We start from the raw sequence: 26,495 nt of genomic DNA on the forward strand, positions 1-26,495 counted from the left end.
TCTGTTCAAAATTCAAAAGAAGCCGAAGCTCCATCAATAGAAATAGAACTTTTTTAAAGCGAGATCAATCAAAAATCGACCATTTCTTTCGGCTATTTTTTAACCTGCTGAGATCCTTATTTAAAAAAAATCGAGGCAATTGCCTCGATTTATATTTCGTTTAGTTCTAACTCTGGTTATCGTTTGACGCGGCGTCTTAACCAAAGTAGCGGCAGCGCAAATAACCAGGCGAAACTGGCGGCACCTTTACGCACATAGTCCTGATCGCTGGTATTATCGTTATCATCGGGTATGGTACAGGCACTGCCTGTCGTAGTCGGCTTAAGCACCACCATACGTGGGATATAAGCCGTGACTGGCTGGCCATTGGCATTAAGCACAAACAGGGGCGACCCGTTAGAACCGAGCACCAGATCGCCATCCTCATCATACTGGTAAGAAGGCTTACGAATAAATGCGGTACCCACTATGGTGCCGTTATCATTAATGCCGTTAGCCTCAACGATACGAATATCGCTCTCATAAGATAGAGTTTCGCCGTTTCCGTCAGTGACCTGCACCTTATAACGCGACCAGTTGCCGTTGGCATCCTGCTCATAACCTTTAGACTCACACACTAACAAGTTATTCAGATCGCTAAATTCATCGCTATTTTTGTCCCATAGGAATCCGGTTCTGAATCTTGGCTTATCTTTCTCGCTGGTGCTGTCGATATAACCAACCACTTGGTCGTTATTATTGATATCCCGTGGACGTGAACTGCGATCCGATAATTTGTCGAAAAAGTCATTGGGGGTTACCACAACAGGATCGGTCGCCTTGGTATCGTAGTAGAAGAATTTATCGCGAACAAAGCCACTGATATAACGTCTGTAGCTACCGACTAAGATACCATTATCGTTGATATCATAGGCGATGGATGACAGCTGATTATTCTCCATCGGCACCCAGTTATAGTGATAATCGCCATTGCTGTCTTTCTGCCAATAGGCGGCATCCAGGGCGAACTTATCTTTATTATCCTTGCGATACACATTGGAGCGCCCCGCCACTGTGCCTTCGCTGTTTAGTCCAAACCCCTGAGCGGTAAATACACGATCCGAGGTTTGATCGAGACTCGCGGGTAACTCAAGCTCAGTTACAGTAACCTGATCGCTGGCATCGAGCTGCCAAACCATGGCGCGCGTCTGATAATTAATGTTGCGATAGCCTCTAAAATCAGGGTATTGATGCCCCTGAACACACACATCCACAGGTAGAGTCGCGTCATTCTCAATACACTTATCTATGCGCGTTGCGCTGCTTTCAACAATCTCGGTTGAGCCGAAACCTGCGATCAGGTTGCTGCTGTTAATGGCCGCTGCAACTGAAGTGCCACCAAGGGTAACATCCTGAGTATCACCGGCATAAACCGAGTAAGGCGGCGGCAGAGGAATATCTGTACCATCGACTTTCTTAACGAAACCACGCTCTTCAAATTCACGGAAATACCAGAAATCAAACTCATCGCTCTCACCTGTGTAAGTGACTTTTTGCTCTGGAGCCGTATAGGCGCCTACACTCAGGCCAGCATCGTTAATGCCATAGAAGAAAGCATTGACTGAGTTAATGCTTGAAGGCACATTTTCATCTGTATCTTTTGGCGCTGTGGTACCAAACACTGATGCAAAGGTCGGTAACCAACTACCTGCGGCGCCATTTTCATCGGAGGTAAAGGTGAAGTTGTTGGCGACTATGGGCGCAACAATCGAGTAGATCACCCGTTGCTCGGTTGGAATACCATCTTCGATATCGATGACAGTGTTATTATTATCTTCGTCGACTTCTATCTTCTTTTTACCCTTAGAGATACCGACAGACTGATCGTTTATGTTGACCGCCATACCATAGCCGTTAACTGTCGATTCTAAAGTACCGTTAAGATCGTAACTCTCTATATTTTGGATCTCATACACTGGGGCGGCATAAGCCGTTTGTAGCGCACCAATTACCCCTAGGGCCACTAACGATAAGGCTCTATCCAACTTCAACTTCATTACTTCATTCCTATTATTTTTATTGCCTATTTAAGGGCTTCAAGCTCTTCCCAACGTTCAAAGCAAACTTCCAGTTCCTGTTCCAACTCGGCAAGTTCATTTAAACGACGACTGACAACATCTTGTTCTTGAGCATAAAAATCGGGCTCATTGACCACCTTTTGCAAGGCATCGATATCCGCTTCGAGCTGCTCCATTTTACCCGGTAGCGCGTCAAGTTCCCGTTGTAACTTATAAGATAATTTCTTCTCTGATTTTGCTTTGTCTGCCTTTATCGCAGCCTTAGTCTCGGCGTTACCCGGCGCCGCAACCTTGGGTTGGACAGCACTATTGGCAACTGGTTCCTCAGAATAGAATTTTGCCCCCTGGGACACAGCATCCTGATAGCCGCCCACATATTCGCTCCAGCCTCCGTTGCCGGTAAACCACCAAGAGCTAGTAACTGTGTTGTCGATAAAAGCCCTGTCGTGGCTGACCAGTAACAGTGTGCCCTGATAATCGGTCAACAGCGACTCTAACAACTCTAGGGTCTCAATATCAAGATCGTTTGTCGGCTCATCGAGAATAATCAGATTAGCGGGACGCAGCAACAAACGCGCTAATAATAAACGGTTTTTCTCTCCGCCCGATAGTGCTTTTACCGGCGTTCTAGCCCGCATTGGCGAAAACAAAAAGTCCTGCAGGTAACTTAAGATATGCCTGTCTTGACCATTGATGGTGACCGTCTTCTTGCCTTCGCCGACGTTTTCTTCGACGGTTTTCTCAGGATCTAAGCCTTCACGGTACTGATCGAAGTAGGCAATTTCGAGCTTAGTGCCGACCTTAACTTCTCCCGATTGCGCCTCAAGCTCACCAATCAATAATTTAATTAGGGTCGACTTACCACAGCCGTTGGGACCGATAAGGGCGATACGATCGCCACGCATCACAGAGGTGCTAAAGTTCTTCACCAGATTTTTATCGGGCAGATTGTAATTTAACTGCTCAATATCGAACACCAGCTTACCCGAGCGCTCAGTGTCGGCCACAGCCATCTTCACTCCGCCCTGGCGGTTTATCCGTGCCATGCGCTCCATACGCAGCGCTTTGAGTGCGCGTACCCTACCTTCGTTACGGGTGCGGCGCGCCTTAATCCCCTGACGGATCCAGGCTTCCTCTTCTGCCAGTTTCTTATCGAACTGGGCGTTTTTCTCTGTTTCGACCCGCAGCCATTCCGCCTTGCCATCCAGATAGGTTTGATAATCGCCGGGCCAGGAGGTAACCACACCGCGGTCGAGATCGACAATTCGCGTCGCCATACGCTGAATAAAGCCCCTGTCGTGACTGATAAACACGATGGCGCCGCGATAGCTGAGCAGGAAATTCTCCAGCCATTCGATGGTATCAATATCCAGGTGGTTAGTGGGTTCATCGAGCAGCAGCAGATCCGGCTCGCTCACTAAGGCTCTTGCCAGTGCTACTTTGCGCTGCCATCCACCCGACAGGCTGGTCAAGCTGGCATCGGGATCTAACCCCAGCAACTCACAAGTCTGATTGATGCGGGTATCGAACTGCCAGCCATTGAGATGATCTATCTCCTCCTGCAAGCGCTCCATCTGTTTGAGCATACGCTCCATTTGATCTGGAGACGCCGTGGCCACATCATGGGACAGCTTATGATAACGCTCAAGCTTATCGCCTAAGGATTGCAAGCCTGCTGAGATATAGGCATAGACAGAGCCCTGCTCCGCCTTGGGAGGATCTTGCTGCAAGCGGCTCACCTTGGTGTCTGTGGCAATATTGAACTCACCGTCATCGAGCAGCACTTCGCCGCCAAGCACCTTCATCAGGCTGGATTTACCGGCGCCATTGCGACCGACAATACAGATCCGCTCCCCTGGCTCCACGGTGAAATCGGCATTTTGCAATAAGGGGGTATAACCGTAGGCGAGTGAGCCGTTGTTAATCCGAACCAGACTCAATTTAAGCTCCTGTAAATTCTTTTAATTGTGCAATATCGAACGGCCAGTCCAGTTCTAACTGATCCTGCTGGCGCAGTAACACAGGAATACGGATCCCGTAGCGCTCAACGAACGTGTCGCTATCGCAAATATCTTCTCTTGTATAAGCTACTGACAAACTATCGAGCAAAGCCTGGGCCTGCTCGCACAGGTGGCAGGCCTCAGTGTGAAACAAAATAAAGGTCTGATCCGCATTCACACTCTGTTGATCCACTCGCTTACTCATGGGTGATAAGCCAGGTATTGTGGATCTGCGGATTACGTTTGTAATCCAGCGGCAGGGTCTGATCGTCTATGTTAGTAACCTTAAGGCCCAGCGCATTGATGGCATCACTGTCCATCTTGAACTTGCGCTTATTGTTAGAGAAGACTATCTCTCCGCCAGGGTTTAGCAGCTTCACCAGACCGGTTAACAGGCTGACATGATCCCGCTGCACATCGAAGGAATCCTCCATCCGCTTGGAGTTAGAGAAAGTGGGCGGGTCGATGAAGATAAGATCGTACTTCTGCTCACACTCGGCTATCCACTGCAGACAATCGCTCTGTATAAACTCATACTGACGACCACTAAGACCATTTAAAGCAAAGTTATCCTGAGCCCACTTAAGATAGGTATTGGACATATCCACTGTGGTCACAGACTTGGCGCCGCCCAAGGCAGCATGCACAGAGGCGCTGCCGGTATAGGAAAACAGATTGAGCACCTTTCTGTCTTTGGCCTTCTGCCCCACCAGTTTACGGGTTAAGCGGTGGTCTAAAAAGAGGCCGGTATCTAAGTAATCCTGTAGGTTTAACTTAAATTTAGCGCCGTATTCCACTGTCACAAGTTCCAGCTTCTTAGTATCCAGCTTCTGATACTGATTCGTGCCCTTCTGGCGCTCACGGGTCTTGAGGATGATCTTTTCAGGATCCGCATATATCGCCTGAGGCAGTACAAGGAGAATATCGGTCAGGCGGCGTTTCGTCACAGCTTCCGGAATCGCTTTGGGCGCCGAGTACTCCTGGATGACGAAATAATCCAGATACTTATCGACCGCCACATTGTATTCGGGGATGTCGGCATCATACAGACGATAGCTGTCTATGCCCTCACGCTGAGCCCACTTGCTCAGCTGTTTCAAATTCTTCTTGATGCGATTGGCGAAGGCAGTGGCAACCTCACTGATCTCGCCACCCTGCGCCAATACCTGGCTGGGCTCGATACGGCGGGTGCTCTGGGCATGCAGCGTATAGAGATTAAAGGCACACTCCAGGGCGCCGTTAAACATCTTCATCTGCTTATCGGCTTTCAGTTTCAGGGCAGATAACAGCTCGATATCGCTGTTAAGCACGGCAATTTTCCAGCCACCAAATTCGCTCTTAAACTTATCGCCCAGCTGATAGTAAAGCTGCAGCAGTGTCGTCACATTGCCAAGACGCTCACCATAAGGAGGGTTAGTCACCAAAAAGCCCTGTTCTACCGGCGGCGTGATATTGAGTGCATTGGAAACAGAGAAAGTGATCAGCTCACCAACGCCTGCATTGGCTGCGTTACGTTTGGCTAATGCCACCAGGCGCGAGTCGATATCTGAGCCAAAAAACTTCAGCTCACAGCGCTTAATGCCTAAAGAAGCACGAGCCTTGGCTTCATCCAGCAGCGTTTGCCACACAGCGCTCTGGTGACGCAGCCACTTATCGAAACCAAATTTGGTGCGCTGCAATGCAGGGGCAATATCACAGGCCATCATGGCCGCTTCAATCAAAATGGTGCCGCTACCGCAGAAAGGATCCAGTAGATCTTGCTTCTCCTGCTGCCAGCCACAGCGAACCAGCATGTTAGCGGCGAGGTTCTCTTTCAGTGGCGCCTCCCCCGTGGTCGAGCGATAACCGCGCTGATGCAGTGCCGGGCCGGAGAAGTTAATCCCTAAGGTGATCTGACCGCGACGATAATGGGCATCAATCTTAAAGTCGGCATCCACCCGCTCCACATTGGGACGGGCAATGCCATCGTCACGGAAACGATCCACCACCGCATCTTTAATCTTCAAAGCCCCGAACTGAGTGTTATTGATAAACCCGCCCGTACCATGAAAATCGATGCTAAAACTGCTCTTATGGGAGAAATGGGTCTGCCAATCCACGCAGTAGGCTGCGTTATAAAGCTGCTCTGAGCTTTCACAGGGGCCTTTATAGATCACCAGCACGATACGGCTGGCAAGACGTGACCAGAGGGTAATACGGTAAGCAAGTTCCAGTGGCGCACTGAAATAGACACCGGCCACACTCTCTTTGATCTCGCTGGCACCGAGTTCGGCCAGTTCCAGAGATAAGGCGTATTCATAGCCTCGGGGGGCTGCAGCAAAAAAATTCAACATGGATAAGGACACACTCATAAAATCAATCCGACATTATACCTTGTCGGGCATCTAAAAGATAAAAAGTTCTGTGCTTAGATAAAGATAAATTTGTGTTCCCGCTCAATAAGTCGGCATTATGCCGCATAAATGAACGCTTAACACACAATTGGTGATAAGTGGCTTGCAATGGTTAATTCATCTCGTTATAGTTCGCTCCGCTTTGAGGCAGATGAGCTTTCATCGAGAGCAAGGCAGAAAGTAAATTACGGACGCGGGATGGAGCAGCTTGGTAGCTCGTCGGGCTCATAACCCGAAGGTCGTCGGTTCAAATCCGGCTCCCGCAACCAATTTATTTTACCTATCATCTTACGGACGCGGGATGGAGCAGCTTGGTAGCTCGTCGGGCTCATAACCCGAAGGTCGTCGGTTCAAATCCGGCTCCCGCAACCACTTCTTGATTTATACAAATTCACTACCCCATAATTTAATCGAACAGTTCAAGAATCAGCTTGATAGCTCGTCAGACTCAACTCTCTATATAAAATCATCGAAGGTCGTCGCCCAGCTTGTATAAATAGCAATCCGGCTCCCGTAAACAATTCTTTCGTAAACAGAATTAAAACAGTACGGCGTCTTTAGTCATCTGACTAATTCAACAATTCGGACGCGAGATGGAGCAGCTTGGTAACTCGTCGGCTCAACTCTCTATATAAAGTCATCGAAGGTCGTCGCCCAGCTTGTAAATAAGTAATCCGGCTCCCGCAACCACTTCTTTTTGTTATCTTTAATTATTTCCCCAAAAATATTTCATAAAAGCGCAATAAACAGCTTAATTCCTCATCGAACAGAGTTTGTCATTTAGCAGCATAATCCCCCACCAAAACTCAACATTGGCTCCTTCTGGCGTGCTTCTGCCAAACACAAAAAAGGAAGCCTAAGCTTCCTTTATTTATGTGGTTATCTTATTGATCGGGACTAAGCCGCCACGACCTGCTTACGGCGTTTGGGTGGATGCAACCTGTCGTTCATCACCTTGATACACTCGAACTGCTCCAATCGCTTATTGTCATTGAGCTCCAATCCTGGTGATAGCAACATCACAAGGGAAGATTGAATATTGCTCTCCACCACCATCACATCGGCCTCGACGCCCTGACACCGCAACTGGAACACTTTAGCCAGCTCGGAATAGACACACACGGCAGACGAATCGAAAAACCAGGAGCGAGGCATCTGTGGCTTCAACAAGAAATTGGCCGCCGTAGCATTTAGACCAAGCTGCACTTTTATGGCATCGGCGACATTCACCGACTTGCACAGGCGCTCGATAAAATGAATGTAGAATTTAGCGTGCTCGACACTAAACTCCATCACAGATTGGGCGTCTGGAATGAGCGTTTTACTTTTATAGGGAGTCAGAAATTCCATATCCGAGCCTAACGAAACGCTTAAAACACCATACGTATCGTTATTTATCCATTGCCAATCCCTTTTCGGCATCAATAACATAACGTGTACCTATATACTGTAAATACGGCTTGATAATAGATGATATTTCAAACAATATCAAAAAAATTGTCAAAATAAAAGTATAGATAACAGTATGTTAGAGTGAAATCACGCGATCAAATTGCGATCGCGCGATCTAAAAAACGATCCTTTCGCGATCGAAAAGATCATCTCACTCGATAGGCATCGACTATCTCTTTGATCAATTCAGGGCCACGATAAATAAAACCTGAATAGATCTGCACCATAGTGGCACCAGCATCGAGTTTATCCATAGCGTCTGCGGCGCTGTTTATGCCGCCCACGCCCAGAATAGGCACCTGGCCTTTTAAACAATCCGCAAGCTGTTTAATAACTTTTGTTGATAATAAATTCAAAGGTTTACCACTTAACCCGCCCGCTTCGCTAGAGTTTTGCAAGCCACTAACACCATCGCGGGTCAGAGTGGTATTGGTGGCGATAGCACCATCAAATTCATTACGGATCAGTGAATCGGCAATTTTCTCAATCTCGTCCGGTGAGAGATCCGGCGCAATTTTCAAAGCGATCGGCACATACTTGCCATGGCGCTCTGCCAGATCTTTTTGCTTGGATTTTAGTGATCCCAATAGATCATCGAGCAGATCCCCATACTGCAGCGTGCGTAAACCTGGGGTGTTTGGCGAGGAGATATTGACCGCAATATAAGCAGCATAGGGATACACTTTTTCCATGCAGATCAGATAATCTTCTTTGCCCTGCTCCACTGGCGTGTCTTTATTCTTACCGATATTGACCCCAACCATAGCGCCAGATTTAGCCGCTTTAAGGTTTTCGACCAGACTGTCGACCCCTTTGTTATTGAAGCCCATGCGATTAATAATCGCCTTGGCAGGCTTTAAGCGGAACAGACGAGGTTTGTCATTGCCAGGCTGTGGCCTGGGGGTGACAGTACCGACTTCGATATGACCAAAACCCATCGCATGAAAAGCATCAATACATTCCCCGTCTTTATCCATGCCAGCGGCAAGCCCCACAGGATTTGGAAATGTTAACCCCATAAACTCCACTGGCGCCGGGTCAAATTTTTGTGCGTAGAAACAATCCAGCGGGGAATTTGAGGTTGATTTCAGACTGCTGATGGCCAGATTATGCGCCTTTTCAGGATCCATCTGAAACATGACCTTTTGTGCGATTTTGTAAAACATGTCTTCTCCTAGACCGAAAAAAGCCCCGGCAATTGCCAGGGCTTATATTTTTAATAATTTTTACGACTGGCCTTCACAATGAAGGATCAGCAGATTCAGTTCACGTAAAGCAACTGAGAACTTCGCAAATTCATGGGTCTGCGAGGTCTTAAAATCTGCCAGCATGTGGAACCATCTCTCCAATAAGCCCTGATTGGATTCGACCCACTGTGCAATAATCGTTTCAGCATCACAGCTCGAAGTACAAGTACGTAACACAGCAGAACTCAAGGAGCGTTGTTGCCAATCCAGATCTTCTCTGAAGGCAGCTCTGGCCAGTGCCTGCCAGTGGTTAGCCACAGGCTGAGCGCTGATCTGCTCGAGGAACCAATGCAGGTCGATGCGTGCACCCAGCTTATAGTATGTCTCAGCTACCAGCGCCACAGGCTTACTTTCTAGCTCAGCTATCTGTGAAATATCCAGCGCTGAGAACAGGGTACTCATATTGACTACATCCGTGGCGACCGCTTCAGGTACGCCCTCTTTCACTAACGCCTCGATTTCACGGCGCAGTCCGTTAACTTCACTCTCGACCATATATTGATGAACATTCTGACGAAGCTCTTCAAACACCGGGCGATATAAAGCAACGGTTTGTTCAATACTTTGACTACGATTGCGATGGCGTAGGAACCAACGGCATGATCTGCGTAAATTACGGCGCAGCTGGTGCAGCATTTCACCCTGAACAATCGCAGGAATGATGCCATTAAGCGCCGTGATCGATTTAGTTAATTCTGCTAAACCAAACACTTCACGCGCCATAGTATAACAAATTGCCGCATCGGCGACTGAGGCACCTGTCTCATCTTGCATACGTTGAACAAAATTTAGCCCCATGTCGTTGACCAACTCGTTGGCCAAAGAGGTGGCAATAATTTCGGCGCGCAGCGGATGGTTAACCATACGTTCGCTGTAACGCTCCTGCAGCTGACGCGGAAAGTATTCAATCAGCAATTGACTTAGGAATGAATCATCAGTGATCTCTGGCGTCAACAGCTGCTCTTTGAGCACCATCTTAGCGTAGGCGACCAGTACTGATAGCTCAGGACGGGTCAACGGCTTACCGTTGGCCAGACGTTCGGCCAATTCATCTTCACTTGGCAGGAACTCTAAGGCTCTGTCGAGCTTATCTTCTTTCTCCAGATAATGGATAAAGCGGATCTGCTCTTTTAACTGTTCGGCGCCATGTACCTGAGTCACAGAGATAGTACGGGTCTGATCCTTACAATCTTGCAGCACGATACGACTGACTTCATCTGTCATCTCAACCAAGAGACGGTTACGCTGTTTCAGCGTCATCTCACCTTCGGCCACCATGGCATTCAGTAAGATTTTGATATTTACTTCGTTATCCGAACAATCCACCCCACCGACGTTGTCGACGAAATCTGTGTTCATGCGACCACCATTGGCGGCGTATTCGATACGACCTAACTGAGTACAGCCTAAGTTACCGCCCTCACCTACAATGCGTGCCTGTACTTCTTTACCGTTAACACGCAGCACATCGTTGGCGCGATCGCCCACTTCGGCATGGGTTTCGCTGCTCGCCTTGATATAAGTACCAATACCGCCGTTCCACAGCAGATCCACCTTCATCTTCAGCAGCTCTTTGAGCAGCTCGTTAGGTGTCATAGATGCTTTCTTAGTATCCAGCATCTTCTTGATTTCTGGGGTCAGCGTAATGGATTTCGCCGAGCGGGAGAAGACACCACCGCCTTTGGAGATCAACTCTTTGTTGTAATCTTCCCAGCTTGAACGTGGCAACTCGAACAGACGTGCACGCTCTTTGTAGCTTGCAGCCGCATCTGGATTCGGGTCGATAAAGATATGCATATGGTTGAAAGCGGTCACCAGACGGATATGCTCAGAGAGCAACATACCGTTACCAAATACGTCACCGGCCATGTCACCTATGCCTAAACAGGTGAAATCTGTGGTTTGACAATCAATACCTATCTCGCGGAAGTGGCGTTTTACCGACTCCCAGGCACCGCGGGCAGTAATACCCATCTTCTTGTGATCGTAACCGTTACTACCACCGGAAGCGAAGGCATCGCCCAGCCAGAAACCATACTCTTCAGAAATCGCATTGGCGATATCTGAGAAGGTTGCCGTGCCTTTATCGGCCGCAACCACTAGATATGGATCGTCTTCATCGTGACGCACCACATTGCTTGGCGGCACGATTTCACCTTCAACTATGTTGTCGCTGATATCCAGCAAACCACGGATAAACAGGCGGTAACACTCTTGTCCTTCGGTAAACAGTGCATCACGGCCACCTTCGGTTGGCAGCTGTTTACACACGAAGCCACCCTTGGCGCCCACAGGGACGATCACGGTATTCTTCACTTGCTGGGCTTTCACCAGACCCAGCACTTCGGTACGGAAATCTTCACGACGATCAGACCAGCGCAGACCACCACGCGCCACTTTACCACCACGCAGATGCACGCCTTCGACTCTGGGTGAGTAGACGAAAATCTCAAACTTAGGCAGCGGACGTGGCATCTCTGGAATATCAGAGGGCGAGAACTTAAATGACATGTATGGCTTGTTATTACCGTCCGGCAGTTGCTGATAGAAGTTAGTACGCAAGGTGGCATTAATCAGATCTAGATAGCGACGAATGATGCGGTCATCATCTAGGCTCGATACCTCTTCAAGGCGCATCTCGATCTGCTCAACAAACTTGCCCAGAGTACGGGTCTTAAGCTTAGGATTGAACTTACGAATAAACATCTTCACCAGCAGATCGGCAATCTGCGGATAGCTACTGAAGGTCTCTTCGATATACGCCTGGCTGAAAGTTGCGTCAATCTGACGCATATATTTCGCATAGGCGCGCAGCACAGAAACTTCTCGGCCTGAGAGGCTAGTTGCCAGCACCAGACGGTTAAAGCCGTCGTCTTCCAGCTCTTTACGCCACACCTGTGACAGCGCGGTCTGGAATCTGTCCTGACTGTCTGCCAGGTTATCTACGGCGGCGCCTTTAACAGTCATCAGGAAGTCGAGGATCCAGTAAGTCGCGCCTTCATCTGTGATCACTTCATAGGGACGCTCGTTAATGACGCGCAGACCGAAGTTTTCCAGCATAGGCAGGACATCAGAAAGATGAATTGGCTCATCCTTATGGAACAGCTTTAAGCGAACCTTATTGTCTTTCAGCACAGTTTCCTGTGGCTGATAGAAAAGCATGCCCAGCTTGTGTTCATCGTCTAAGGCTTCCAGATGCTCCACATCGACTACAGCAGAGCTAGGTAACACATCCTCTTTATAGCTGCGAGGAAACGCATTCACATAGCGTTTGATCAACAGGTTGCCTGACTCTTCACCTTGAGCCGAAAGGAGAGCGCCGCTGAGCTTGTCTTCCCATGAACGCGCCGCTTCAATAAGATTATTTTCAATCGCAGTCACATCGACATCCGTATTATTATTATCAACTTTCACAAAGTAATGGGTTCGCGCCAGGGTTGACTCAGAGAAATAAGTCGTGAACTCAACGTCGGCAGTGGTATTAAAGTGCTGCGCTAAAATTCGCTGAGTGTCCTGACGTAACTTAGTGTTGTATCTGTCTTTTGACACATAGACCAGACAAGAGAAGAAACGGCCAAAACCATCTTTACGCACAAAGAGTTTGAGTTTGTCTCTGTCTTGCATCTCAAGCACGCCGCGAGCAGTGCTAGCAAGCTCAGATTCACGGGCCTGAATAATCTCATCACGGGGTAAGGTTTCGAGAATATTAAGCAGCGCCTTGTAATCGTGTGAACGTGGCGTTAAACCCGAATCATCCAATACTCGCTGAATCTTACCGGCCAGCAATGGGATCTCACGTGGGCTGCGGTTATACAGGTTTGAGGCATACAGACCGATAAAGCGATCTTCGCCAATCACATTGCCCTTCTTATCGAACAGCTTGATGCCGACATAGTCCACATAAGCGGGACGATGCACCCGGCTCTTCTCACTGCTCTTGGTCAAAATAAGCAGGCTCTTATCCAAGGCCTCTTTACGGGCGGTCTGGGACAAAGTCGATAACATCAGCCCCTTATCTGACTTGGGTTTGCCAGGAATATTCATCAGACCCAGACTGGTATCGTTATCCGGCACCAGCTCTAAATCGCCTTCTACCTTGTTCAGGTAATAGCGGCGGTAACCCAATAGGGTGAAGTGATGGTTGTTAAGATAAGTCAGGAAATTCACCGCCTCATCTAATTCAGTTTTTTCACCGGGGAAAGGACGGTCAGCCAACTCAGCAATAGTCTGAGTCAACTTATTGGACATCGCCTGCCAGTCATTGACTGAGGCCGATACATCCACTAATACGGAAGCTATCTCTTTTTCTAATAACTTGATGTCAGATTCGCTGCTTAGGCGATCCACTTCGATTAAAAATACCGCCACCTTTTCAGCATCTTCGCCAGGCGTATTGCCATAGCTGACGTTGACAATTGACTCCCCCTCACGCTTAAGCATCATAGGAGTGTGCAGCATGATGTGCGCCGTCAATCCCATACGATTCAATGCCATGCCGACCGAGTCGACCAGGAAAGGCATATCAGGGTGAACGACCTCGATAATAGAGTGAGACGATTTCCAACCATGCTTAGACTGGCTCGGGTTAAATACCCGAATATGGGTCTCACCTACAGGCGTTTTATTAACGACATTCCAAAGACTTAATACTGCACCATAAAGATCACTGTCATTACGCGCATGCAGATCATCTTTCGACATATGTGCATAAAGGCAAGTCGCGAACTGCTCGACCTGCTTGGCTTGAGAATTAGGAACTTTGGAGTGAATAAGATTAACTACGTTTTCAAGTAGTACAGAAGACATTGCATCGTTCAAAGCCATGTTACTTGTTTCCTTTAGGTCTATGGCAGCATTTTTTATCGTTTTAGGATGCTAAAGAGATGACTGGTCAAAGTCATTGACCCAAGTCATGCGCGAAGTTTATTACTAAATGTGCCATATTTCGAGAACTATTTTAGTGGTAGATCCTCCATGTGTATCAGGCTTTCGGCCAATTTTCAGCCTAAATGAAAAAACAATCGTTAACTTAGCTTTTTTATGCAAAAAAAAGGAGAGCCTAGGCTCTCCTGTTCTATTACTGCTTTAGCTTTCGCCAAAAAAACGCACCTATGGCGGGCAATATAATTATGGCGCCTAACATATTCACTAAAAACATAAAGGTAAGCAAAATACCCATGTCCATCTGGAATTTTAGCGCCGAGAAGAACCAGGTACTGACACCAATGGCTAATGTCAGACCGGTAAAGATCACTGCACTGCCCCGCTCGATTAAGGCCTGATGATAGGCTTGCTGCACAGGCATGCCGCTTCGCAGTTTGAGTGCCATAGTCGACAGTATATAGATACCGTAATCCACCCCTATACCAACCCCTAAGGCGATCACAGGCAAGGTGCTAACCGCAAGACCAATATCAAGCCAGGTCATCAGCGCCTGTGCCAGGGTGGAGACCACATAAAGCGGCAAAATGACAGCGACAGTCGCGCGAATAGAGCGAAAACTGATCAAACAGAGCACAAATACCGCACCATAGACATAAAGCATCATAGGCAGCTGCGCATCGAAGACCGCTTCATTGGTCGCCGCCATCACCCCCACAGGGCCCGATGCCAGCTTAAAGCTCAGCTTATCATTGTCCATCTTAGCGGCCAGGGCTTTCACTTTTTCGACCACCACTTCTATGGTCTGCGCCTTATGATCTTTTAAGAACAGATACACAGGCATCACAGAGCAATCGCCATTGAGTAGCCCAGAAGAGGTCGGGATTTGGCCTACCGCCTGCACCAGACTCGCGGTAGTGCGCGGCAAAATCTGCCACTTAGGATTACCCTCGTTGAAACCGGCATTGACCTGCTTGGCTATGGACGCCAGGCTGGCGGTAGATTCCACCCCTGGCGTATTGGCCACTCGCCACTCAAACTCATCGATTTGCATCAGGGCTTCATGGTAGGTACAGGCCTCAGGATAAGCTTCGACTATGACTGTCATCACATCCGTGGTTATCGAGAAATGATCGGTAATATAGAAGGTATCCTGGTTATAACGGCTGTCAAAATGCAGTGCGGGTGCGCCACCCTGCAGATCGCCAATCTGCATCTTGCTGGCCTGCTGCAGTCCAAAACCATAGAGTAACAAGGTCAAGGCGATCACCCAGATGGCGTATTTCAGGGTCGCAAAATGGGATAAACGCAGCCACAGCTTATCAATGCCCGGATGAGGCTTAGTCTGGTCTGGCTTCACTTCAATGTAGGAGATAAGCAGGGGCAAGAGCACCAGATTGGTTAAGATAATCACGGCCACACCCAGTGATGCCGAAATTGCCAGCTCACGGATAATGCCGATATCGATGGCAAAGAGTGTCATAAAGCCGACTGTATCGGACAATAAGGCTATACCACCGGGAATAAGCAGGCTCCTGAAGGCCAGGCCCGCGGCTGCCTTGGTGCTCTCTCCTTCTGCTACCCTGCGCCGGACGCTGTTAATCATCTGCACCCCATGACTCACCCCTATGGCAAACACCAAGAAGGGGATGAGAATCGACATGGGATCGAGTCCAAAACCTATGACGGTCAACAACCCCAGCTGCCAGATCACGGCAACCAAGCTACACACAAGTGGCAGCACTGTGAGTTTTACTGACTTGGAGAACAGATAGACCATCACAGCGGTCACCAAAATCGCGATCAGGAAGAAGAGCACTACCCCTTTGGCGCCATCGGCTATGTCTCCCGCCATCTTGGCAAAACCAATAATATGGATCTTTATCTGCTCATTCTCATACTGGCCGCGCAGCTGCTGTTCAAGCTGCTGGGCGAAGACCAAGGTATCGAGTGGCTTACCTGTTTGTGGATCGAAATCCATCAACTGTGCAGTCAGCATCGCCGCCGAATAATCTTCTGCAATCAAGCGCCCCACTATCCTCGCCTTCTCGATATTACTGCGTACCACGGCCAGCCCTTGCGGCGTGGTTGAGAAGTCTGCAGGAATCACAGGCCCGCCGGCAAAACCATCTTCCACCACCTCAGTAAAACGGGTTGAGGGCGAATAGAGGGATTTCACCTGAGAACGCTCGACCCCGGGGATAAAGAACAGCTGATCATGCACCTGCTTTAAGGTGTCAAAAAAGTTGGGGTTAAAGATGTTACCACTGGTGTCTTCCACCGCCACCATGATGCTGTTTGCCCCACCAAACTGCTTTTGATGCTTAAGGTAGGTCTGCATGTAACTATGATTGAGCGGTATATTTTTAACGAATGCAGCATCCATTCTCAGCTGGCTGGCCTGATAACCTAAAAAGGCGGTCATGAGCACAAAGAGAAAAACCACCCATCCACGCTGCCTGAACAGGAGTGACTCTAATCCATTAACTAATTTATCTAGCATCTGTGGGCCTTATTATTCTTGTTTTAGCTGGACAAAGCCTTTTGTTCCAACCATCCACTGTTTGCCATCGGGCGTCTTGGCGATCGATACCAGGTTTTCTCCCTGACGCCGGGTGATCAGCTCCGCCTTACCTTCGCTATCGACATCGATAACCGCACCGGCATTACCCACTAGTCTTACCTTGGTATCACTCAGCACCAGACCGCCATTAAGGGTTGAGTCGACCGGTAGTGCTATCTCCTGCCAGGAAGCCGCATCATCTTCACTCTTAAACAGGTGTCCCCTGAGTCCCATCACATATAAGCCTTGCTTAGTTTCTAGGATATTAAACAGTGAACCATCGTAGGGAAAATCCAGTTGCTGCCAGTGCTGACCTAAGTCTTTAGAGATAGCGGCAAGCCCAAGCTCGCCTACCATCAATAAACGCTTGTCATCCAGCTGCACCACACGATTAAAATGGGGCAAAAGCGTGCTACGCTCGCTAAGATAGAGCGCCTCGTCTTCGGCTTTAAGCTCCTCTAAATAGGCAATATCCTCATCGAACAGCAGCTCCCCATGAAACTCTTCATTCCATGTTTGGCCGCCATCAGCGGTGCGATAAAACAGACCATAGGCACCGATGGCAATGCCATTTTTGTTATCGAAAAACAGCATATCCATCAGTGGCTTTTCAATCTCAGCCGAGCGCATCTGCAGTTGCCAGGTCTCGCCGCCATCATCACTATGAATAATGGTGGCGTCATGACCCACTGCCCAGGCAAGCTTGTTATCAAACAGAGTCACCTTAGTGAGTAATGAATTGGTGATTGAGGGGCGCTGCTGCCACGCCTGATGATAAACAAACAGATGCCCACGCTCGCCAACAGCGATGGCGCTATCGCCTCTCGTTGCTATATCCACAAGCAGGGATTTGGCAGCTAAGGGTTGGATCGAATTATCCTGCTCCTGCCCGCTTGCCACAAAAGATGCAACACAAAATGCCAATGGGAGCAGTCGAAGCATGCCTGACCACATACAAACTTCCTTTTATAAGAAGAGGGGCGAAAGCCCCTCATAACAACTGGATTAACGGATACCTTCACGTCTCAATGCCGCTGGAGTGAAGTTGGCTTCACTAAGCTTTGCATCGAAATTGTACATGCGACCTTCATTATCCAGCCCCATCGCCAGATAGCGACGCGATTGCAGGTCGTGGAACACTTCCAGTGTGGTCCAAGGTGTCGGTACTTCATAATAGTTGATTTCATGGGCAACACCCACACGGTAGAGCTCGTCACGATTATCATAGATATCGGTCAGGGCGATCTGCCATGAATCTTCATCCAGATAGAAGACACGTGTTTTATAGATATGACGCATCCCTTCCTTCAATGTTGCCTTCACTACCCATACACGGTGTTTTTCCCAGCGGACATACTCTGGATTGATATGACCGGGTTTTAAGATCTGATCATATTTGAGTTTATCTGAGTGCAACTTGTAATCGTTGTAAGGGATAAAGATCTCCTGCTTGCCCAGCAGCTCCCAGTTGTAACGACTCGGCGAACCGTTGAACATATCGAAATCATCTGTGGTGCGCAGACCATCAGACACAGTACCCGGTGTATCGAACGCGACGTTTGGCGCCTTACGTACCCTGCGCTGTCCTGTGTTATAGGTCCAAGCCTGACGCGGCAGTGCTTCCTGATCCATCGTCTCTTTCACTAACAGCGCCGTACCGGCAAGACGCGCAGGCTGAGTCACCACCTGCTTGAAATAGAACAGGGTATTTTCCGCTTTGAGTTTATCCAGCGTCATCTCTGGACGGGAATACTCGAAACGTATCTCCTCAGACATCTCAATCAAGGTGTAACTACCCGACGCAGTAGGCGAAGCCTGATTACGCTGGGTTTCTATGTCCACACCACGAAATCGCAGAATATGGTTCCAAATTGCCTCAAGGCCACTTTGTGGCATGGGAAATGGGATCCCTTTTTCCGCCCCTGAAATACCGTTACCATCAGCGATCAGTTCAGCACGGGTCGCATTCTCTTTGGTCGCATCATAGATATATTGAGGCACGGCGGCGCTGCGACGAGTCTGATAGACATTCATCTTAAAGCTGTCTGGATAGAGCTCAAACAGCTTGCGCTGACCATCGGTTAAGTTCGCCTGATACTTATCTTTATCGGCATTGGTGATGGTAAATTCTATCTTGTCAGCCACGTAGGGATCGGGATGATGCATCCCCTTCTCATAGCCTTCTATCGGCGCTGAGATCCCACCATTCCAGGCAGGAATAGAACCATCGGCATTCGCTGCCATCTCGCCACCCAGTGGCATTAAACTCTTGCCTAACTTATCCGCTTCGGCCTGTGAGACCTTAGCCCAGGCTTGGGAGGTGCCCAATGCCAGGATCACGGTTGCCGACAATAGTGTTAAATTCTTCATTATTATTGTCCTTGTAAATTAGATTGAGTACTTGATGTTGAAGGACACATAATCCTTGTCTGACATCTGATTGGTTGTACCAACACCACCGAAGAAAGCGTTATAGGAAATATCGGCAGCCCAGCGGCTCTGATAGTCGAAGTTAATCCCTAGCGCGAGCGACTTTTTGCCTTCGGTGAACAGGAACATAGGATCTGGAGTTATCCCTTTCACGTCGTGGGAGAAGATCATCCTTGGCGACATGTTGACCCCGGCAAACAGGTTGTTGTAATCGGCCTTAGCCACTAAACGGTAACCCCAGGCGAAATCGGTCGGGAAAGGATTGGTTTCTACCCCGTTGTGGATACCCTGAATAATCCCAGGCATATTGGGATTTCCGCCGGAGCGAGAAGTACCAGGACCGTTTAAGCGCAGCTCATCAAAACCGGGCATATCGTGGATCCACACCCCGCCCACTTCGGCCAACATGGTCAGATTGCTCATCCCCAAAGTAGGGCCAAACAGGTGCGTCAGCGTAAACTGCGCCTGAGTGGTATCGAGGCGAATAAAGCCTTCTGCAGCGTCACCCGAGCCAATGCCTTGCACCTGAGAAATACCATCAAGATCCGGACGCAGACCCGCATTAGCCAGTTGCTGCGGCATAGCGGCAAAGAGCAATTCCACATCATCTATCTGCAGCGGCTCATCCTGACGGTGAGCAACTTCACCAGCAACTGATGTATCACCTATTAAGGTATTAAAACTAAAGCCGTAAAGCTTAATATCTTCAGGGTATTCGATCTGCGCCTTAGAGAAGGTTTGCAAACCAAGTAAGATTTCCCTGTCTATGCTGCCACCTGTCGCGCCCAGCATGCCTAATGTCGCTAGGTCATTACCAATCGCTTGAGCGGTAAAGTTAGATGCCGTACCGCTGATCAAGGGGCGGCGACTGTGGTAATTCATGTAATACAGGCCAAACTCGGTTTCACCCAGTTCAGGGGCATAATAGGCCAACTTCAAACCATATTGGCCCGAATTGCTGGCACTGGCCTGATCCTGAATTAGCGTCACTTTGGTCGGGTAAGCCAGCGCCAGCGAACCTAAGGTTGCCGCATCCACCTGACCCGAAGCCACCATAGCCGCTAAGGTTTGATATTCAGAGATAAGGAAGTCCAGATTGATATCTGGGTTAGCATTAAAACCTAACTGAGCATTTTGTGCATAACCGCCATAACCGGCAAAATCGTTACTGGAGAAATAGGAGCCTGGCGTGGGTACCCAGATAGGTTCCCAGTCATATTGATAGAAGGCTTCCATCGACAGAGACTCAGTGATCCCCAATGATGCCCACACCATACCCTGAGGTCTAAAGGCTTCTTTTAGCTCGGCGCCCGGTGCATTAAGAATGTTGAGGTCAACTGGGTTAATAACCCCTATCCCGTGGGGAATCAGTGTGCTCTCCCCCCAGGAAACCACCTGATTACCCACTCGAATGGTCAGCGGATTAGCACCATCATTAAAGTCGAAATTAGCATAAACAAAGGCATCGAGCAGGCGCACATCTTTACACTGTACTTTTGAGGCATCCGAGTCATCACAGGGATCATACTCTTTGCCTGTGATCGGATCGCTATAACCATAACTGCCGTTATTAGCCTTCTGATCATAGAAATACATGCCGCGGGCAAATAGACCGTAGTTGTTGTAACTCAGGGATAACTCATGCAGGCCTTTAAAGACCATAGAGGTAATATCCCCTTTTGAATACAGCAGGTTACTTAAGTCGCCGTTGCTGGAATAAGATCCAGACTGAGCCCAGATCTGGGTCGATGTGTATTTGGTATTGCCAAAGGCTGAATAGTTAGACCAATCGAAGCGTGGATGATTAACTTTCCCTATCTGATCATCCCAGTTGCGCTCTTCAACACGCCAGCTGGCACCGGCACTGAATGTTGAATCGAACGAACCTTGCACATCACCCCAATCAAATGACACGGCATTGGCCGTTGTAGTGGTTCCAACATTCAACGCAGCAACGATCCCCAAAGCTAGCGCTGACTTATTAAAGCCATTTCTTAGGTTTTTCATTTTAGATCTTCTCCGTAACCTGCGGATTCTTTGTTATAGGAATAGCGGCTAACATCTTGTTAGCGTACAGGTAACATCATTGTTACAGTATTTATGATAGATGAGCAAGACGAATTAAAAGAAAATTACCTTGTTATTTGGATACTTAACTCCAAATTGCATCGCTTTTTCAAACAGGTGATTTAAATTAAAGGGTAAACAGAGAGGCTATAGCAGTAGAATAAATAAAAAAGTAATAATAAACAGTTGATTACCTAATGTTCTACGCTTTGAATAACTTCGAGTCAAACGATCACTCGTTTGAAGTATTAACTCTAAACTTAATGTTTCAATTTATCCCAATTCACTATCTTTATTTCAAATAGCATCCGAACAGTAAAATGAAGTGAGATCCCAAAGATTAACTTAAGCGAGTCAAACAATGAAACTGCCCATTGGAGTCCAGCTCTAATCTGAACTGGCCCGATAAACCAGCGGATGTTAAGAAAGGCCGAAAGTGACGAGCGTTGATCCACAGGGTCTTTCCCCCCTGCTCTCTTACCTCTACTTTATCTGCATGACATTGATAATAAGGTAAAAAATCTTGATAGCTTATGTTTAAATAAAAAATAAAAACCATCTTGCTCAACATTAGGACGAAGGGAATCGCATCGCCGCGGTAAAAGTGAAGTGCGATGCGCCGGGCTACTTAACCCGGCGCTCAGCTGTAATACTGCCCTGCCTGTTGAGTCAGGGCTTATTGGTTAGGCCAGCGCTAAATCAGTTAAGCTAGCGCTTTAGTCACCTTCTCATACAGATCTTTAGACAAGTCAGGCAGACTCAAAATCTCAGTCAGGCACGCTCTCATCAAGGCCTGACGTTCGGCATCGAACTTCTTAAATTGGATCAAAGGCGTGATAATTCTGGCCGCAACCTGAGGATTACGCTGGTTAAGCTCAATGATCGCCTCAGTCAGCAACTGATAGCCACTGCCATCAATGCAATGGAACACGCAGGTATTTAACGCAGCAAACATACCAAACAAGGAGCGAACACGGTTAGGGTTGCCATAACTGAAGGCACTATGCTCAGTTAAGGTGCGGATTGCCGCAACCCTGTCATCACCCGGACAAGTCGCCTCAAGACCCAGCCATTTATCCATCACCAATGGTGTGGATGACCAGCGCTGCTGGAAATCGGCAAGCAATGTCTCTCGCAGATCACTCGCCTCGCCATTAAGCGCGCTCAATGCCCCAAGACTGTCGGTCATGTTCTGTGCCTGTTTATACTGAGTTTCGGCAAAGGATTGATACTCATCGGACACTTTAAGCAGCAGAGCCAAACAAACATTCTTCAGTGCCCTCGCCGCAGGTGTGTCTATGGCTAACAATTGGCGATAACGAACGGCCAACTCATCTTCGCAATCACAGGCGAGCGTCTCCACCACATAGTTTCTGGCGCAGATAAGCGCATCGAGATCCACACTATCCACCTGCTCGACTAAGGTTGCTACACTGGGGAAACGTAAAATTTCCGCCAGCAGCTCACCATCAAGATTTTCATCCAGCAGTAAACCTCTTACCGCATCACAAAGGCGCGGATCCAGATACATGCTGCTGTGCTCACCCATATTCGCCACATTGTGCCAAACGGCCTGGCTAAACAGGGTCTGCATCGCCTCCCATTTAGCGACTTCGCTGGAGGCAAAACGGATCAGATGCAACAACTGCTCTACTGAGTATTCGAAGCTCAGTTTCACCGGCGCCGAGAAATTCTGTAGCAAGGAGGGAACGGGTTTGGCCTCGATATCGTCGAAACTGAAACTCTGCTCAGGCTGAGTGACATCCAGCACTTTAGTCAGTAGCACTCGACCATCGGCGCCTAACAGCTCAATATCGAAAGGGATATGCAGCGGCAGCTTCTGTGCTTGTTCGGCGGTGGGTAAGGTTTGCTGACTGATGTGCAAACGGTATTGTTTGCTCTTTGCGTCATACTCTTCTTGAACCGCGACCAGAGGCGTGCCCGACTGACTGTACCAGCGTCTGAACTGAGTAAGATCCACGCCACTGGCATCTTCCATGGCGGCGACAAAATCATCGCAGGTCACGGCCTGACCATCATGGCGCTCAAAGTAGCATTTCATTCCTTGCTGGAAGGCTGACTCACCGAGCAGGGTATGCATCATGCGGATCACTTCAGCGCCCTTGTTATACACAGTCACTGTATAGAAGTTATTCATTTCTATCACTGACTCGGGACGAATCGCATGGGCCATCGGGCCGCTATCTTCTGCAAATTGCTGATTTTTCATGACCTTGATTGCCTGAATGCGATTTACAGCACGGGAACCCACATCCGAGCTGAACTCCTGATCGCGAAATACCGTCAGCCCCTCTTTGAGGCTGAGCTGGAACCAGTCACGGCAGGTCACTCTGTTGCCCGTCCAGTTATGGAAATACTCATGGCCCACCACAGATTCGATGCCGTGGTAATCTTCATCCGTTGCCGACTCAGTATCGGCGAGCACAAATTTCGTATTGAAGATATTTAACCCCTTGTTTTCCATCGCTCCCATATTGAAGAAATCGACCGCCACTATCATATAGATATCGAGATCGTACTCGAGGTCAAAACGGCTCTCATCCCAAGCCATGGATTTTTTCAATGATGCCATAGCATGGTGTGCCTTATTTAAGTTGCCCTTATCGACAAACACCTGCAGCGCGACGTCCCGGCCACTCTGAGTGATAAAATTGTCTTCGAGCAGATCAAAATCGCCGGCCACAAGGGCAAACAGGTAAGCAGGCTTGGGAAAAGGATCTTGCCAGCACACATAATGGCGGCCATCGTCCAGATCGCCCGCATCCACTTTATTACCATTGCTCAGCAGATAAGGGAAAGCGGCTTTGTCGGCGCTGATGCGCACATCATAGATTGCCAGTACATCTGGCCTATCGAGAAAATAGGTGATGCGCCTAAAGCCCTCTGCCTCGCACTGGGTACAATAGGCGCCATCTGACATATATAAACCTTCAAGCGCGCTGTTCGCCTCGGGATCTAAGTGAGTCACTATCTTAAGTTCAAAGGCCTCACCGACCCCTTTAAGGCTTAGCTGGCCTTCGCTCAAACTGTAATCGAAAGGCAATCCATCGACTGACAGTGTGATAAGTTTCAAGGCCTCTCCATCGAGCACGAATTCTCTGGCATCAGGATTGAGACGTTTGACCTGACTCACGGCCGTCACTCTCGTCTGAGGGCCGGCCAATTCCACATCGAGGCTGACATGGGTAATAGTAAAATCGGGGCTCTGGTAATCTTTTAAATATTTTGCCTGAACTTGTGTCATCACAGTTCCTCTTACATGTAGATATCGATATAAAAAAACGCGCCTGCAGCGCGTTTTTTATTACAGCATTATGATTAGTTCGCCTGATTTTTGGCCACTTTATCCATATCGGCCATATCTAAGGTGATATAAACAGTTTCATCGAGGAAAGCATCCGGTGCTTTCACATCGTCCTCGGCATCATCTAAGCTCTTGATTGGCTTTAGCCCTTCAACGCTTCGACGTTCGTTAAGACGAGTTAACTGCTTGGTGTCACTCTTCTCACGCTCGGCGATACGTTCGCTTTCAACCAGAGAGACACTCTTATCCTTATGGCTCTTCTTAAACTCAGCGATATCCTGCGCAAGATAACCAAACTCCACATCCTGCTTAATACGCTGCTGGTGACGACTATCCAAGGTTGAGATCATGCTTGGTGTAATATCCTTCAGCGTGCTGTATTTAGCCACAGGCACCTGATCCCAAGGCAGCGCGTTTTCCTGCTCAGACTCACCATACTCACCAGGCTCTAAGGCACTGGGGAAAGCGATATCAGGCGTTACCCCTTTAAGCTGGGTACTGCCGCCATTGATACGATAAAACTTAGCGATTGTGTACTGAACATGACCAATAGGATGCTCGTACATATCATAGATACGGCCTAGGCCCTTATGCTGCTGGACAGTCCCCTTACCAAAGGTTGACTCACCCACAATAAGGGCGCGGTCATAATCCTGCAGCGCCGCGGCAAAAATTTCAGAAGCCGAAGCGCTGTAGCGGTCGACCATCACTGTCAGCGGACCATCGTAATAGACCTTACCGTCGTTATCACGGTTTTGCGAGACTCGGCCATTGGCATCACGGATCTGCACTACTGGCCCCTGAGTAATAAACAGGCCGGTCAACAGGGTCGCTTCGGTTAAGGCACCACCGCCGTTACCGCGAAGATCGATCACCACACCTTCAACCTTAGCTTCGTTCAGTTTTGCCAGCTCTTTAGACACATCCTGAGACAGATTCATGTAAAAGCCGGGGATCTTAATCACACCGACCTTACGCCCAGCGTATTCGCCCGTCTTAGGTTCAATGACTTCAGATGTCGCCGCTCTGTCTTCGAGGCGGATCTTGTCACGCACTATGGTGACTTCAAAAGGTTTCGCCGCTGAGCCGCCTTTATTGGGCAGCACCTGCAGTATCACTTTGCTGCCTTTAGGGCCTTTGATCAGCTCAACCACATCGTCCAGACGCCAGCCGATCACATCGACTATCTCTTCGCCTTCCTGTCCCACACCGACAATGCGGTCTTCCGGTGACAGCTTCTCACTATTGGCCGCAGGGCCGCCGACCACAAGACTCTTGATCACTGTGTAATCTTCGTCCATCTGCAACACGGCGCCAATCCCTTCTAAACTCAGGTTCATCTCCATCTGGAAACGCTCAGCATTGCGCGGCGACAGGTAGCTGGTATGGGGCTCGACCGTATGGGAGAAGGCGTTCATCACACCCTGGAACACATCTTCGCTCTTAGTCTGGCTCAGACGTTTAATGGCGTTGTTGTAACGCTTATCGAGGATATCTACTATCTCTTTCCAGTTTTTACCTGTGAGCTTTAAGTTAAGGGCATCGTATTTAACCCTTTGACGCCATAGCTCATCGAGCTCGGCTTCATCTTTAGGCCAGGCAGCATCTTCTCGGTCAAACTGATAATTGTCACCAGGAGCATTGAAATCAAATTCTTTATCAAGCAGTTGCAGCGCATAGGCGAAACGCTCATAGCGACGTTTCTCGACTAAGTCGTACATCTTATACGCCGCGTCCAGATCGCCACTTTGCAGCATGTCATCGAACTGAGTGGAATACGCCTTGAAGCTGTCAACATCACTTTGAGTCAATACATTGCGGCGGTAATCGAGTTGCTTGAGAAAGCGATCAAATACCCTGACAGAGAAGGCGTCATCGAGATCGAATCTATGATAGTGGGCGCGAGTGAACAGAGCCGTCACTCGCTTGCTGGCCACTTTATGTTGTGGCTCCTGTGTCAGTGAGGGTAACTCGCTGGATGGAATGGTAGGCGTCAATGCCCAAGCCGAGAATCCTACAAAAATGCTGGCAACGGAAGCGGCCAGAGTTAGTTTTCGCATCTACAAGTTACTCCTTTGAC

The 26,495-nt window shown here is 48.6% G+C and carries 14 protein-coding genes and 2 tRNA genes; 2 read left to right on the top strand and 14 right to left on the bottom strand.

Features of this window, described 5'->3' with window-relative positions:
- Positions 1-176 precede the first annotated feature (176 nt).
- Genes LZP69_RS06580 through rlmKL form a run of 4 tightly spaced genes read right to left on the bottom strand, consistent with a single transcriptional unit; the run spans position 177 to position 6,390 of the window.
- A complete protein-coding gene (locus tag LZP69_RS06580) occupies positions 177-2,036 on the bottom strand; it encodes a DUF3466 family protein (RefSeq protein WP_234199395.1) in 1,860 nt (619 codons plus the stop codon).
- 26 nt (positions 2,037-2,062) lie between these two features.
- Positions 2,063-3,997 (bottom strand): ABC transporter ATP-binding protein, encoded by a 1,935-nt coding sequence (locus LZP69_RS06585; protein WP_234199396.1) that lies wholly within the window; start codon positions 3,995-3,997, stop codon positions 2,063-2,065.
- 1 nt (position 3,998) lies between these two features.
- Positions 3,999-4,262, bottom strand: a complete 264-nt coding sequence (locus tag LZP69_RS06590) for a glutaredoxin family protein (protein WP_234199397.1) — start codon at positions 4,260-4,262, stop codon at positions 3,999-4,001.
- Positions 4,255-6,390, bottom strand: a complete 2,136-nt coding sequence (gene rlmKL, locus LZP69_RS06595; RefSeq protein WP_234199576.1) for a bifunctional 23S rRNA (guanine(2069)-N(7))-methyltransferase RlmK/23S rRNA (guanine(2445)-N(2))-methyltransferase RlmL — start codon at positions 6,388-6,390, stop codon at positions 4,255-4,257. The genes LZP69_RS06590 and rlmKL overlap by 8 nt, the downstream gene beginning before the upstream one ends.
- A 252-nt stretch (positions 6,391-6,642) precedes the next feature.
- Between rlmKL and LZP69_RS06600 the strand changes: the two genes are divergently transcribed.
- Both LZP69_RS06600 and LZP69_RS06605 read left to right on the top strand, forming a co-directional pair.
- Positions 6,643-6,719, top strand: a tRNA-Met gene (locus LZP69_RS06600).
- 26 nt (positions 6,720-6,745) lie between these two features.
- Positions 6,746-6,822: transfer RNA gene (locus LZP69_RS06605), tRNA-Met, on the top strand.
- Between the two features lie 525 nt (positions 6,823-7,347).
- Here the strand turns inward: LZP69_RS06605 and LZP69_RS06610 are convergent.
- The 10 genes from LZP69_RS06610 to prc all read right to left on the bottom strand — a co-directional run bounded on the left by LZP69_RS06610 (position 7,348) and on the right by prc (position 26,475).
- Positions 7,348-7,881: a cell division protein ZapC gene (locus tag LZP69_RS06610; RefSeq protein ID WP_234199398.1), complete on the bottom strand. Its 534-nt coding sequence runs from the start codon at positions 7,879-7,881 to the stop codon at positions 7,348-7,350.
- A 167-nt stretch (positions 7,882-8,048) separates the two neighbouring features.
- The gene (gene pyrD / locus LZP69_RS06615; RefSeq protein WP_234199399.1) at positions 8,049-9,068 is read right to left on the bottom strand and encodes a quinone-dependent dihydroorotate dehydrogenase; all 1,020 of its coding nucleotides are present in this window, start codon (positions 9,066-9,068) and stop codon (positions 8,049-8,051) included.
- 60 nt (positions 9,069-9,128) lie between these two features.
- Positions 9,129-13,973, bottom strand: a complete 4,845-nt coding sequence (locus LZP69_RS06620; protein ID WP_234199400.1) for an NAD-glutamate dehydrogenase — start codon at positions 13,971-13,973, stop codon at positions 9,129-9,131.
- Positions 13,974-14,226: 253 nt separating this feature from the next.
- On the bottom strand, positions 14,227-16,533 hold the full coding sequence (locus LZP69_RS06625; protein WP_234199401.1) for an efflux RND transporter permease subunit: 2,307 nt from the start codon (positions 16,531-16,533) through the stop codon (positions 14,227-14,229).
- Between the two features lie 12 nt (positions 16,534-16,545).
- Complete coding sequence (locus tag LZP69_RS06630; RefSeq protein WP_234199402.1) at positions 16,546-17,547, bottom strand: YCF48-related protein; 1,002 nt, start codon at positions 17,545-17,547, stop codon at positions 16,546-16,548.
- Between the two features lie 51 nt (positions 17,548-17,598).
- Positions 17,599-18,963: a DUF1329 domain-containing protein gene (locus LZP69_RS06635; RefSeq protein ID WP_234199403.1), complete on the bottom strand. Its 1,365-nt coding sequence runs from the start codon at positions 18,961-18,963 to the stop codon at positions 17,599-17,601.
- 18 nt (positions 18,964-18,981) lie between these two features.
- Positions 18,982-21,030, bottom strand: a complete 2,049-nt coding sequence (locus LZP69_RS06640; protein ID WP_234199404.1) for a DUF1302 domain-containing protein — start codon at positions 21,028-21,030, stop codon at positions 18,982-18,984.
- A gap of 400 nt (positions 21,031-21,430) precedes the next feature.
- Positions 21,431-21,649, bottom strand: coding sequence for a DUF2835 domain-containing protein (locus LZP69_RS06645; protein WP_234199405.1), 219 nt, complete (start codon positions 21,647-21,649; stop codon positions 21,431-21,433).
- A 144-nt stretch (positions 21,650-21,793) separates the two neighbouring features.
- Complete coding sequence (gene pepN, locus LZP69_RS06650) at positions 21,794-24,355, bottom strand: aminopeptidase N (protein WP_234199406.1); 2,562 nt, start codon at positions 24,353-24,355, stop codon at positions 21,794-21,796.
- A gap of 74 nt (positions 24,356-24,429) precedes the next feature.
- On the bottom strand, positions 24,430-26,475 hold the full coding sequence (prc, locus tag LZP69_RS06655) for a carboxy terminal-processing peptidase (RefSeq protein ID WP_234199407.1): 2,046 nt from the start codon (positions 26,473-26,475) through the stop codon (positions 24,430-24,432).
- Positions 26,476-26,495: the final 20 nt, after the last annotated feature.

The sequence above is a fragment of the Shewanella sp. AS1 genome, assembly GCF_021412565.1.
GTDB lineage: Bacteria > Pseudomonadota > Gammaproteobacteria > Enterobacterales > Shewanellaceae > Shewanella.